The organism is Streptomyces pathocidini (assembly GCF_001418495.1).
Lineage (GTDB): Bacteria > Actinomycetota > Actinomycetes > Streptomycetales > Streptomycetaceae > Streptomyces > Streptomyces pathocidini.
On the sequence record NZ_LIQY01000219.1, the window covers coordinates 1 to 13,300 of the forward strand.

General features: G+C 69.5%; 10 protein-coding genes. 1 reads left to right on the forward strand and 9 read right to left on the reverse strand.

Annotated elements, in window-relative coordinates; translation table 11 throughout:
• Positions 1 to 250: peptidoglycan-binding domain-containing protein (locus AOK16_RS12235; protein WP_169790887.1), on the forward strand; the 250-nt coding region annotated here is incomplete at its 5' end.
• A gap of 51 nt (positions 251 to 301) precedes the next feature.
• On the opposite strand, the gene AOK16_RS12240 is transcribed toward AOK16_RS12235, so the two are convergent.
• The 9 genes from AOK16_RS12240 to AOK16_RS12280 all read right to left on the reverse strand — a co-directional run.
• Positions 302 to 1,105, reverse strand: a complete 804-nt coding sequence (locus AOK16_RS12240; protein WP_055472290.1) for an SGNH/GDSL hydrolase family protein — start codon at positions 1,103 to 1,105, stop codon at positions 302 to 304.
• Between the two features lie 119 nt (positions 1,106 to 1,224).
• Entirely contained in the window at positions 1,225 to 3,081 is a 1,857-nt protein-coding gene (locus AOK16_RS12245; RefSeq protein WP_169790888.1) for an ABC transporter ATP-binding protein/permease, read from the reverse strand.
• A 159-nt stretch (positions 3,082 to 3,240) separates the two neighbouring features.
• The gene (locus tag AOK16_RS12250; protein WP_157859185.1) at positions 3,241 to 4,383 is read right to left on the reverse strand and encodes a hypothetical protein; all 1,143 of its coding nucleotides are present in this window, start codon (positions 4,381 to 4,383) and stop codon (positions 3,241 to 3,243) included.
• Positions 4,384 to 4,550: 167 nt separating this feature from the next.
• Entirely contained in the window at positions 4,551 to 6,674 is a 2,124-nt protein-coding gene (locus AOK16_RS12255; RefSeq protein ID WP_157859186.1) for a glycosyltransferase, read from the reverse strand.
• Positions 6,675 to 6,676: 2 nt separating this feature from the next.
• Positions 6,677 to 7,474: an HAD family hydrolase gene (locus tag AOK16_RS12260; protein WP_055472294.1), complete on the reverse strand. Its 798-nt coding sequence runs from the start codon at positions 7,472 to 7,474 to the stop codon at positions 6,677 to 6,679.
• Positions 7,471 to 9,609: a non-hydrolyzing UDP-N-acetylglucosamine 2-epimerase gene (wecB, locus tag AOK16_RS27155; RefSeq protein WP_169790889.1), complete on the reverse strand. Its 2,139-nt coding sequence runs from the start codon at positions 9,607 to 9,609 to the stop codon at positions 7,471 to 7,473. Before wecB ends, AOK16_RS12260 begins: the two co-directional genes overlap by 4 nt.
• 66 nt (positions 9,610 to 9,675) lie before the next feature.
• Positions 9,676 to 10,461 (reverse strand): PIG-L deacetylase family protein, encoded by a 786-nt coding sequence (locus AOK16_RS12270; RefSeq protein ID WP_055472295.1) that lies wholly within the window; start codon positions 10,459 to 10,461, stop codon positions 9,676 to 9,678.
• A 426-nt stretch (positions 10,462 to 10,887) separates the two neighbouring features.
• Positions 10,888 to 11,601: a formyltransferase family protein gene (locus AOK16_RS12275; RefSeq protein ID WP_055472296.1), complete on the reverse strand. Its 714-nt coding sequence runs from the start codon at positions 11,599 to 11,601 to the stop codon at positions 10,888 to 10,890.
• A partial coding sequence (locus AOK16_RS12280; protein WP_157859188.1) for a non-ribosomal peptide synthetase occupies positions 11,598 to 13,300 on the reverse strand: 1,703 nt, incomplete at its 5' end. The genes AOK16_RS12275 and AOK16_RS12280, both read right to left, overlap by 4 nt.

The window sequence follows — 13,300 nt, forward strand, 5'->3', positions numbered from 1 at the left end:
GCCCCCGACCGCTCCCTCCAGCGGGACGCTTCGGCCGGGTGACAGCGGTGCGGCCGTGACCACGATGCAGCGGCAGCTGTATTCGATCGGCCTCTACCACGGCCATCGGTACGGCGACTACGACGCCGACACCGAAGCCGCCGTACGCAGGTTCCAGGAATGGGGCACGGTGGCGGCGGAGTGCAGTGTGGATCCCCGCGGTGTGTACGGTCCGGCCACTCGCCGGGCGCTCGAGCGCGAGGCTCCCTGAAAGATCCTCGTTTCTTCCTCCGCACCGTGCCGACCGGGAACGGTGTACGCGCTAGCGCTCGGTGATCTTTCCGTAGGCGATTTCGGCGAGGCGTTCCTGCCCTGACTTGCCGGGATGGAAGTAGTCCCACGTGCTCAACAGGGAACGGGTGAAGCGGACGTCGAAAACGGCGCCGCCGTCGTAACGGCACAGCTTGTCCTTCCGGCACACATCGCGCAGGACCTCGTTGTACGCGGACACCCTGGCCGTCACTGCCTTGCGCCGGTCCACGGACGCCTGGTCCATGGCATCGGGGTCCTTGAGCATCGAAGGGCAGACCCCCAGCTGCCAGATCTGCCGCGCCATCGGATCCTCGCGCCCCTCGGTCCACAGCCGCTGGAGGTCGGGGATGCTGGAGACATACACCCTGGTCTCCGGTGATGCACGCCGCACCGTGCGCAGCGCGTACCCGAAGTCCGCTCGGAACTCGTCGACGGGTGTCATCTCTTCGGCGCTGTCCTGGCAGGCATCGTTGGCCCCCATGAGGACCGTGACGAGATCGGGGCGCTGGGCCATCGCGGCCTCGATCTGGCCAGGCAGGTCGGCCATGCTCGCGCCGGTCTTCGCGAAGTTGCCGGCGTTCTCCTCGGTGACCGGTTGCTTGAGGAGCCGTTGAGCCAGGCTCCGCAGCCTGGGGTCCGAACCTGTCGCCCATGACACCTCCGGACAGTCGGACAGCACACCGCAGGCGTGGAACCCGCGGGTTATCGAGTCGCCGACCGAAGCCACCGACGTGAAGTCCATGGTCCACTCGGTGCGCGCCGCGGAGTCCGCGGTGTCCGGGGCGGAAGGGGAGCAGGCGGCCGTCGCGAGCACGAGGAGCGGAAGGGACGCGCCGGCAACCCGCCTGCCCCATCGGCGAGTTGTCCCCGGGTGCCGATGCCGGTGCTGCCGTCGGATGCCCCGCATTTCTGTCTCCTTCCGGTTCACGGTGTTCAGTGCTTGCGCATGACGGCGGGCTCGTGGCGCCTGAGGAACTTGATGACCAGGAAAAAACCGATCAGGCCGATGGCCGCGAGAATTCCTATGTCCGTGATCCACTGAGCGAGGTCGTGGCGCCACAGCGTGTCACGCATTTTCGGATTCTTGGCTTCGGCGGGAGGGCTGACCCGGGACAGATCGACGGTCGCCGCCAGGGCACCGACCGCCCAGCGGGAGGGCGCGAGCCAGGACAACTGTGCCAAGCCGACTTGGTTGAACATGGGGAAAACGGCGCTGGTGGCCATGATCTGAAAGAGCGTCGCCATGGTCAGCAACGGCATGGTCTTCTCCGCGGTCCGCACCAGTGCGGAGATCACCAGGCCGATGACCATCGAGGTCACGGAGAGCAGCCCGATGATGAGGGTCATCTCCAGCAGGGCGGACGGAAACACCAGCCCGGTCTCCGGGAGCCGTCGCCCGATGAGGCCGAGGACGCCGATGGACAGTCCTTGCAGCGCGGTGACCAACCCCAGCACGATGATCTTGGAAGTCGCGTAGGCGGAGCGTGACAGCCCCGTGGCCCGCTCCCGTTGGTAGATCATCCGTTCCTGTACCAGCTCCCGGATGGAGTTCGCCATCCCGGTCAGGCAGGCCCCGACAGCCAGCATGACCACGACGCGCGACGCGTCCACGTTGAAGGACGAGTAGAGGTCTTGATCGCTGCCCTGCTGGCTGGGTATGAGGAAGCCGTCCGGCGCTGGTACGGCTCTGCTCAACAGCCCCATCAGCAAAGGCAGGCACACCGTGAGGATCACGTAACCGCGATCTGCCGCGATGACCGAGAAGTGGCGCCGTACCAAGGTCGCGAGCTGGGCGAACCAACTCGGCGACGCCGTGGCACTCTTCTGCTTCCGGACCAGTCTGCTCCCGGCCTCGCCGAACGTCTCGCTGGTCAGACCGGTGATGTGCCTTCGGTAGTGCTCGGATTTCCGGTAGCCATCGGCCCAGAAACGGTTGGGGGAGAGCTCGAACTCCTGGAACACATCCGCCCAGTCCTTCTTCCCGAAGAACTCCAACGCCTCGCTCGGCAGCCCGAAATACGCGGTGCGCCCACCGGGTGCCAGCACCAGAAGCCGATCGCACAGCTCCAGATTGGCCACGCTGTGGGTGGTGAGCACCACGGTGCGCCCACCGTCCACGAGCCCTCGCAGCATCTGCATGACCTGCCGGTCCAGCCCCGGATCCAGGCCCGAAGTGGGTTCGTCCAGGAAGAGCAGCGAGGGCTTGGTCAGCAGTTCGAGAGCGACGGAGACGCGCTTGCGCTGACCGCCGGAGAGCGAGGCGATCTGGGTGTCGCTGCGATGGGTGAGGCTGAGTTCCGACAGGACTTCCTCGACCCGGGCATCCCGTGCCGCGTCGTCGTGGTCCTTCGCGAAGCGGAGCCTGGCGGCGTAGCGCAGGGCCGTCCGTACGGTCAGTTGCGTGTGCAGGATGTCGTCCTGCGGTACGAATCCGATCTGCCGACGCAGGACGCCGAAGTGCCGGTAGAGGTCGCAGCCCTCGTAGAGGACGTTCCCCTTGTCGGCGGGTTGGTATCCGGTCAGTGCGCGCAGAAGGGTCGTTTTCCCGGCGCCGGACGGTCCGATCACGGCGATGAGGGAGTTCCTCGGCAGGCTCAGTGTCACGTCGTCCAGCAGCGTTTTGCGTCTGCCGTACTGACGGATGGATGTCTGCAGCGAACGGGCGGTGAGGCAGACCGTGTTGCTGCCCGCCTGGTCGGCACCCTTCGTCGACTGCAGGCCCGTCGACTGCAGGCGAGATGCGCGGGCTTCTTCGGGTGGTTCACCGTTGGCCGGTGCTGTCTCTGCCACCGTGCCCCATGCAGCGATCATGGAATCGGACACGTGAAACCTCTCAGGCGCGGCGCGCATTCCGCTTGCATAGGAGCTCGTTCTGCATCGGACCTCATCCGTACGCCCGGAACCTCAGGCAGGGTTCCGGGCGCACGGACGAGCCCTGGAAACGGGTGACTAGTTGGTCTTCGAACCGCGGCGGCTGGTGAGCCAGAACCCGCCACCGGCCAGAGCGGCGAGGGCAGTGGCGCCGCCGACGACCGCGGGGTTCGTCAGCGGGAAGTCGACGTCATCCGCCTTGTCGTAGAAGACACTGCCCACCTGGAACGCGTCCTCTATCTTGTCCTTGTTCCAACTGGCGTTGCAGACCTGTCCCTTGCTGCTCTTGGCCTGGGGCCAGGCGAGCAGCTTGTAGTAGCCGGCACCGTCTGCGGTGAAGTCGGTGGTCTGGGTGAACTCGATCTTCTTCGTCCGGTCATTTCCATGCGGGACCACCTCGAGCTTCTTGGGCTCGGGCGTCAGCTTGGACGGAGTACCGTCCGACTTGACCCACTGGTAGTAGACCTCGTCCGTGACGTCGCAGGGCAGACCGCTGCCGTGCCGGGGGTTGGACGCGTCAATGATGAACTTGTTCCCGGGCACCTTTCCGCTCTCGGTGATGAATCCCCAACCGTCCTGGCTGTTCCCGTCCGGGCTGCTCCACGCGTTGTCCCAGGGCAGGCGGGCGACGGGGCGTCCGCCTCCCTCGGAGCCGTCGCAACGGTCGAACCGTCGCATGTCCATCACCGGGCGGACCGTCTGACGGCTGCCGTCCATCAGCTGGACCACGATCGCGACGGGGTACTGGGTGGTGGGACACCCGTTTCCACCGGGGCCGAAGTCGCCGCGCAGAGTAAAGGTGATCTTGTCGGAGTTCCCCTCGCTCTCCGTGCTGACGACCTCGTATTCCTCCCCCATCCCTCCCCTGCCTCGCGACACTTCCCGCGCGAGCTTGTCAACGTTGTCGTCGCCTCGGTAGGAGTACCCCATCCCTTGGATCTTCTGACCCTTCGGGACGGTGATGACTCCGTCGTAACGGAACTCCGAGTCAATGCTGTTGGGGCGGTGGGAGAATCCGAGGGTGTAGATCGGGGTGCCGGCCGACTTCTGGTCCTTGGCCTTGTCGGCTGCCTCGCCGGACAGGGAGTTGCCGGCTGCGGGAGCGGTCGGCGCGGGAGACGCCGAGGCCATCGCAGCGGTGGCGGATGCCGTGCTCAGGGAGCCGGCCGCCATGACGACGCCAACGCCTGCCAGGAGCGCTCGGCGCTTCTTACCAATCACGTGCTTGGTCCTTTCAGATCGCACCAGTGCGGTCACAGTGGCCACAGAAGGATTCTGTAAAACCCCTGCCAGGTTTACTGCTTGGTAAAGTGGATCAGGAATTCATAAAGGTGACACTGTCCGCGCTCGTTGGTGCACACGGATCACCCACAGGTCAACATCCGTACTTACGACGCGAGATGGACCTTGCTGCCCGGCGCGGCGATCGCGAACAAGGCGATCAGTCCCCCGATGACGAAGCCCAGGGAAAAGAGCGCGGCCACGGTGTCGTGAATGGCGATGAGCTCACTCTTCGGCAGTTTGTCGGCAAGCACGGTGAGCAGCGAGATCCGCAGGATGTTGCCCAGGAAGACGAGCGCGACGCAGCCCGCCAGCCCGCCCAGGAGGTAGGGGATCCGTACGATGCTGCGCATCGACGTCGCGATGGCCGCGGCCGCCAGGAACAGCGGTCCGACCGAGCAGCTCGAGGTGATGCGGAGGTACAGCACACTTCCGCCCTCGGAATCCCGCCGGATGAAGACCCCGGGGCCGTCGGCCCAGGCCTCCAGGCTCGGCGCGAGCAGGTGGGTCAACTTCAGGCTGGCCATCCCCTCGAATTCGCGGACCGGGTCCTTGACCACGAAATAGCAGACCAGGCCGACGACGAGCACCAGGAATGTGGCGGGCGCGGCCCAGCGGACACTGGAGGAGAGCCCTCGCCGGGCGCGACTCGATGCCTTCTTCCCGTGCGCCCGCCCGAATCGGTCCCTGCGCTCGATGTGGGCCTCGGACGGCGGCTGCCCCGAGACGGCGGTGTCGTCGGCCTCGCCTGCCGGGGGCCGGTCAGGCGTCCCGACCTCCTCCACCGGCACCGGCTGCGGGATGTCGTCGCCGCTGCGGGCGGTCTTCGCCCATCCGCCGGCCCGCCCGGTGATGCCGTCCACCCACGCCTTGGCGACGATCAGCAGGCCGAGTACGTACAGCGGGAAGTACGCGGGGAGCAGCAGGTACCGGCGTAGCGGAGCGCGCGTTGCCACGAGCGCGACGCCCAGCTGCATGAGCGGCCCGTAGAAGAGGACCGGCCACAGAGCGACCGAGATCGGGACCAGCTCCTGCGGAAAGACCGGGACGAACAAGCCGCAGACCAAGGCGAACAGGCTCAGGAGGGGCAGGTGGTAGATGACGAGGTAGTAGACGAGCTCCAGCTTCTGCAGCGGCGAGATGCCCCGGTGGCGGAGGATCTCCGGGAGGTAGTCGCGGCACACCTGCTGGTGCCCGGTGGCCCAGCGGCGGCGTTGCCGCCAGTAGGCCATGGGCGTGGTCACGGCCTCTTCGTAGTCCAGGGCGTCGGGCTCGTACTGCACTTCGTGCCCGGCCAGCATGACGCGCAGCGTCAGGTCGGTGTCCTCCGTCAGGGAACGCTCGCTCCACCCCCCCATGTCGTCGAGGACGCTGCGCCGCACGGCGCAGTTGGAGCCGCCGTAGGAGGGCATGCCCGTGTACGCGCTGCGCCCCTGCTCGCCGATGATGTAGCCGCCGAGGTAGTCCACCGCCACCAGTTGGGCCAGGATGCCGTCGTGCCCGTTCGCGATCACGCAGCGGCCCTGCGCCGCGCCCACGCGCGGGTTGTCGAAGCAGGCGGCGAGATAGCGGAGCGCGTTCGGTTCGGGAGTGTGGTCGGCGTCGTACACCACGATGACCTCGCCCGTGGCGTAACGGGTCGCGTGGTTGAGCGCTCCGCTCTTGCCGCCGTGGCCGGGCGGACGGTGGAGCACCTGCAGACGGTCCGGGTGGCGCTTCTGCCAGACGGAGAGTTTCTCGAGCGTCGAGTCCTGTGATCCGTCGTCGACGATGACGAGCTGCAGGAGTTCCCGCGGATAGTCGAGGTCCAGCAGACTGCGCACCAGGCGGTCTACGACTGACTCCTCGTTGTGGCACGGGACGATGACGGTGACGCGGTGTCTGGCCGGAGGGACAGAGCGGCGCCAACCGGCCCGCTGCATGGTCGACTTGGTGGCGGCGCGTACCAAGGTGAGGGTGCGCAGCCCCGATACGGCGAAGCAGACCAGGCAGAGGTAGAGGGCGATGGTCAGGGGACCTCGTGGGCCGATGAGCCACAGGCCCAGCACGGTGCACAGGGCCACGCCCAGGAGCCACAGGCCTATCTCGCCATAGGCGGGACGCGGCGCGGCACGGCGCGCGGGAGGCTTGCCGCCGCGGCCCGGCGCCGGCTTCGGCGCCGGTTTCGCCTGCGCCTTCCCCTTGCCCTTGCCCTTCGCCTTCGGCGCCGACGCAGGTGTTTCGGATGCCATGTTCACGACCCGCACCGCTCGCCGGACTCCCAGGCGCACACGAGCCGGATCAGTGCCGAAGCTGCGTCCGCGCAGCACCCCAGAGCGGAGCCGCCACAGGGGGCCGCCCCGTACTCGCCGGTGCGGACTCGCACGGCACCGAGCAGTCCCGCGGCGCGGGCGCCCGCGATGTCCTTCTCCGGGCGGTCGCCCACATGCACGATGGTGCTCGGACGGACACCGAGGAGCCGTGCGGCCTCCAGGAACGGGGCCGCGGACGGCTTGCGGTGTTCGCGCCCTCCGAGCTCGTCCGACACCACCACCGCGTCGAAGAGCTCGGCGAGGCCGAGAGCCGCCAGCTTCTGCCGCTGCTGCGGAGGATGACCGTCCGTCACCACGGCCAGCGGAACACCGCTACGGCGCGCTGCCGTCAGCGCGGCGGTCACGCTCGGGTACGGGAGGAGGCTCGCCGGGCGATAGGAGCGGAAGGCCTCGACCAGGGGCGCGGAGGGCGCCGTGGAACCGATCGCGGCCAGGGCCCGGTCGATGATCCCGCCCCGGTCGGTGCCCAGGGCGGCCTCGCGGACGAGGGCCTCGTACAGGGGCTGCTCCTGAACGCCGAGGCTCTTTCGGGCGGCCGAGGCCACCGTCCGCCATGCCCCGGTGAGCCAGTCGGCCTGAGCGAAGAGCGTGTCGTCCAGATCGACGGTGATGGCGGCGAGCCGGGTGAGAGGTTCCGGAGTGAACTCGTCACGCCCTACCGCGCATCCGCGGCAAGGAGCCGCGTCCGGGTGGCCGGGACCCCAGGGGGCGGCACTCATATCGTGGGCACCTGCCCATCCGTGAAGTCCGGTTCGCGCAGCGACATGCGCTCCCACACATCGCTCCGGCCGAGGACACGAGCCGTGTGCTCCGCCGTTCTCCCGTCCCCGTAAGGGCACTCCAGGGAGGCCAGCCGGGCGACGAAACGCGGCGCGGTGACCTCGGCGACCGCTTCGCAGACGGCGCCGTGCTCGACCGGGCTCAGCCGGGCCAGCCCTGCCTCGACGCCTTCCCACCGGGGAGTCGAGCCGCGCATGACCACCGCGGGAACCCGCAGCCACGCGGCCTCTTCCTGGAGCCCTCCGGAGTCGGTGACCACCACCTGGCTGTGCCGCAGCCGGCGCAGCAGGTCCGTGTACGGCAGGGGGGCCAGGATCTCGGCCCCCGTGGCGGCCAGTTGCTCCTCAAGGCCGAAGGCCCGCAGCCGGTCGGCTGTCCTGGGGTGTACGGGGAACACCACCGGCCCGGCCTCCCGCGACAGCCGCTCCACGGTCCTGACGACCTCGGCGAGCCGCTCGGGCACATCGACCGTGGTCGGGCGGTGGACCGTGATCAGGACGCCGCGGCGTTCGCTGACAGGGGCAGCCAGGACGCCGCGTGAACGCAGGGCGTCCAGCACCGGGTTGCCGACCACCTGGATCCGCTCGGCCGGGATCCCCTCGCCGCGCAGCACGGCGGCGGCCCTTTCGGTGGGGGCCAGATGAAGAGCCGCGAGGGACGCGGCGACCCGGCGGTTGGCTTCCTCGCGGGACAGCGGGTTGTAGGAGCGCAGGCCGGCTTCCAGGTGCACCACGGGCACCTGGGCGGCCACTCCGGCGAGGCAGAAGGCGGGAACGGTGTACGTGTCGCCGAGTACCAGCACGGCGTCGGGGCGGTGCCGGCGCAGGCTGCCTGCGGCTTTGCTCGTCAAGGCGCCGAGACTCTCGGCCCCGGACCCCGCGGTCCTCGGGTCCGGCGTCCAGCGCTCGATCGGATCGATGCCGAACTCGGTCAGCATGTCGTCACCCAGGGCCGCGGTGGTGTGCTGGCCGGTGAAGACGACGCGGATGTCGTGGATCGCGCTCAACCCCATGAGAACCGGGGCGAGTTTGATGATTTCCGGACGGGTGCCCAGCGGAACGAGAATGCGCCGGCGGCCGACCGGTCGGTGATCCTCCTCGCCTGCGGCGCGGGCGAGGAGATCGGCGTTCCTGGGCGGCTCGCCGCTGCCCGGAGTGGAGGTGGGCCCGGGGGCGGCCTGCGTGAGATAGCGCACCACGCGCCGTCCCGGCTCCCAGGCGAGCGACTCCTTCGGTACGGGCTGTCCCAGGGCGAGCGCGATATAGGCCTCGACGATATCCGCGCCCGCCAGGAGGGAAATGGGCAGTCCGCCGGAGAACCGGGGGTTCATCTCGAAGAACGCGAACGACCCGTCCTCCGCCAGGCACCCCTGCGCGTTCGCGGCCCCGCGGAATTCCAGCGCCTTGACCAGCAGTTCGACCTGTGCTTCCAGCTCCGGCATGCGGAAGGCCGTACCGGCAGAGGAGATGCCTCCGCGGACCTGCTCACGCCAGCGCGGCACCTGCACCACGACCTCACCGTCCGGCCCGCAGAGCAGATCGACGGTGAACTCGCGTCCCGCCAGGCGGGTTTGGACAATCGAGTCGGGTGCGTTCCCGGCCAGTCGCGCCGCCTCGGCCGCGGTGTCGGCGGGGAACACCCCGCGCGAACCCCGCCCGTGGCGCGGCTTGACGATCCACGGGCCCTGGGGAGCCGGTTCTCCGGCGAGCACCGTCTCAGGCGCCGGTATCCCGTTCTCCGCGCACACCCGGGCGAACGCGTACTTGTCGGAGCACGCTGTCACCGCGCGGGGTTCGGGGATCAGTACATGGCAGCCGAGATCCAGCAGAGGCTCGACGTGGTCATGCAGGGCCGCCACTTCTTCGGCCACCGTCGGCACGATGACCTCGATCCGGTGGGCCTCGACGAGTCGGAGCACCTCCGCGCCGTAGGACGGGTGGGTGCCGCGCGGGAGCAGCGCCTGCGCGCCGGCCAGTCGGTGTCCGGCGGTGTCCGGCTCCGTATCGGCGGCCAGAACCCGGTGCGGTCCGGTGCGGAGGTGCTCGACAATGGCCGTGCCGGCCGGCCCTCCCACGCCGGTTACTAGGACTCTCGCCATCTTTCGTCGTTCTCCTCTGCCGTAACGCATGTCGGCTTTCACTCAGCCGAGGGCCATGCGCGATGGGTTGTCTTCCAAGGTCTGCTCCCCGGCCGCGCAGGAGCACGGCTTCTCCACGACGGCCGGACGGGCCGAACGCCGGGCTCCCGCGGTGTGGAAGGCGGGAAGCATCAGGCGCCGGGCGATGAAGCCCTCCGCGTAGGGCAACCTGCCGTGGGCACCGCGGATGCGCAGCAACGCGGCGATGACGGTGGGGTCCACGCGGTCACTGGAGCTCACCTGGGAGGCATGGATCTTGAGTGCGGCGAGCTTCCGGTGCGCCGTCTCCGTCACGTCCACGAACACCGCCGGGGAGAACCCCAGCGAGGTCGGCGACTCGTAGAACAGGAGGGTCGGGACTCCGCGGGCGGCGGATTCCACGGCTCGCGAGGTGGCCCGGTGATCCTGGTGAGAATCGTCCGGGGCATGGGTGTAGACGATGTCCGCCCGGATCTCCCGCACGAGTTGCTCGATGACATCGACGCTCTCGAGCCCGTCGGTGATCCGTCCGTCGGGAAGGTTCCCCCACCGCAGTTCGGCGCCTATGGCACGAGCCGCCCTCTCCTGTTCCATCCGGCGCTGGGCCGCCGTCGCGCCCGGTCCGCGCTCGCCGTCGGACAGGACGAGCATCACCACACGGTCGCCTGCCTCGACATGCGACACCAAGGTCCCCGCGCAGCCGATTTCGATGTCATCCGGATGCGCACCGACAGCGAGAACGGTGCGCCGCTCCTGCCTACTCTCGTCCTCGGCACAACTGGGCCGCGCCAAGCCAGGAATCGCGAGCATGTGTGGAGAGCCTTCCTTAGTCCTGACGGAATTGGTTCCGCTGTTCCGATCCCTTCGCTGAAGGGTCTGTGGCGACTGGGTAACACATGCCCGGGCAAGGGAATTCACGCAAGATTCTGCTGCTGCTGTCCAGCAGCCACGGGTAAGTGCATCGGATGAGATCGGGGCACTGCCGGCGGCGCCAGGAAATACTCTAGGTCGATATTTCTGCGGCGCCCGCGTAATTGGCCAACACTAGGATCCACCAAGGTCTAGAACGGGCTACACCTTCGACCGGCGTTCGCTCGTCACCCTTCTTCATGGCCGAAGAAAGGGGCGACTGTCAACCTTCGACTTCCCGATCCCATAAATGGCAGCGGCTCTTGGACTTAAGAGGCGGCGGCTGTTGGACTTCTGGCGGAATGCGGAAGAGGGTGCGCGGCGGTGCTACTTGACGCGGGGCGTCATCCGGGCCAAAGCGCCGGCGATCTCCGGCAGATGCGGAGCCAGTGCTCCCAGGTCGGTGGCGCGAGCGAAGGCCGGGTCGTCGGCGTATGCGCCGAGCCTGCTGAGCGAGCGAAGGCCGTAGTAGCGCGGCTGGGCCGCCGAGTTGCCGTGGGGCGGGGGAGCCGTCGGGAGCCGGCCGCCCGCAACGGCCTCCAGCGTGCTCTGGAAGAGTTCGTGGCAGGCCCGGACGCCCCGCAGCAGGACCTGGTGGTAGCGCGCGTCCGGGGGGATGGGGAAGCGGCGCTCCGCGAGTACGGGGCCGGTGTCGATGCCCGCGTCCACTTGGTGCAGCGTCGCACCGTACTCGGACTCGCCGTTCAGGAGGGCGAAGAGGACGGCCACGGACGGCAGGCCGCGGTGCTGGGGGAGCAGGCCGTTGTGGATGTTGTAGACGCGCAGGCCGGAGTCGAGGACCGGGGCGCGGAAGATCATCCAGTTGTTGACGGACCAGACGACGCCGTCGGTGCACTCGCCCCGCATGCGGTCGGCGTGGGTGTTGATGTCGCTCACGACCGAGGCGGCCCGCACGCCGGTCGAAGAGAGGGCGGCGCGGTCCGCGGGGTCGTCCGTGTACGCCCCGTCCACCCGGTGGCCGGTGGACAGGGCGTGGCGCACGGCGCGGGTGAGGAGCGCGCCCCGGCCTACGAAGATCATCCTTCTTCCCCCGCCGTGCGGACGCGGTGGACCGCTCCGCAGAGGCGGTCCAGGGTCAGCGCGTCCATGAACTGCTCGATCTCGTACATGAGGTGCGGCTCGCGGCCCGGCGCCAGCAGGTCGTCCGCCACCGCCGCGAGCATTTCCAGCAGGGCCAGGGAGTCGCCGCCCAGGCGGTGGAAGTCCGCGTCCGGGCCCAGGAGCTCCGTGTCCACCTGGAGGACGCGGGACCAGATCCCGGCCAGTCGGTCCTCGAGCGGGGTCGGCTCGTGAGGCGTGTCCGGCGCGGCCCCGCTGACAGCGGTCCCGTTCACGGCGTCCCCGCCGACAGCGGTCTCGCGCACGGCGTCCCCGTCGGCAGCCTTCTCGTTCACGGCAGCCTCGTTCGCAAAGGGGCCTGGCAGGGCGTTCGCGTCCAGCTTGCCGTTCACCGTCGTCGGCCAGGCCGCCAGGGGCAGGACCGCCGCCGGGACCTTCTCCGCCGGGAGGCGTTCGGCGAGGTACGCGCGGAGGGCCGGACCGAGTCCGGGATTCGGGGAGGCGGCGGGCTGGACATAGGCGCACAGAGCCAGGCCCAGGTCTCCTTCCCGCCGCCGCGCCAGCACCGCCGCCCGCTGCACCGCCGGATGGTGCTCCAGCACGGCCTCGATCTCGCCCGGCTCGATCCGATGGCCCGCGATCTTCACCTGGTCGTCGGTGCGGCCGGCGAACTCGATCCCGCCGTCCGGCAGCCTGCGGCCCAGGTCACCGGTGCGGTAGCGGCGGACGCCGTCGGCGCCGGTCACGAACCGCTCGGCGTCCAGGTCGGGGTGGTCGAGGTAGCCCCGGGCCAACTGGACGCCGGAGACGAGGATCTCGCCGGCGGCCCCCGCCTCCCGCGGGCCGTCCGATCCGCCGGGGGAGGCCAACTCCACCTGGGCGTACGGGCCCGGGCGGCCGATCGGGATCTCGTGCCGGGCCTCCGTACCGTCCAGTACATGAGCCAGGCAGATGACGGTCGTCTCGGTGGGGCCGTAGGCGTTGACGATCCGGCAGCCCGGCCCGAAGCGGTCGCGGGCCCGCTCCGCGGCGGACCGCGTGAACCGCTCCCCGCCGGCCAGCAGCATCCGCACGCCGTACGGGTCGAGGTCGAGGCGCTCGATCAGGTCCAGGTGGGAGGGGGTGAGGGCGAGGGTGTCGGCCCGGCCCTCGTCCAGCAGCGCGCGCAGCGCGGCCCGGGTCGGCTCGCCGGGGAGCAGCACCGCGGCGCCGCCCGCTAGCAGGGGCAGGAACAGCGGGAAGCAGGAGATGTCGAAGGCGAAGGAGGACAGGAAGCCGAAGCGCGTGCCCGCGTCCACCCGGCACAGCTCGGACGCCCAGCGGACGAAGCCGACCAGACCGGCGTGCTCGATCTGCACCCCCTTGGGCCGGCCCGTCGAGCCGGAGGTGTGGATGACGTACGCAAGGCTGTCGGGGGCCGGACCGGGCGGCAGCCGCACGCCGGGCGGCGGGCCGTCGGGGATCTCCTCGACCGGGCGGACGAGGTGCGGGGGCAGCGCGCCCGCCGCGCCCGTCAGGTGGTGCCGCTGGGTCAGGCAGGCCTTCACCTCCGCGTCCTCCAGCACCTGCCGGATGTACGCGGGCGGGTGGCGCGAGTCCATCGGCACATACGCGGCGCCCGCCTTGAGGATGCCCCACAGGCCCGCCACCCCCGCCGGAG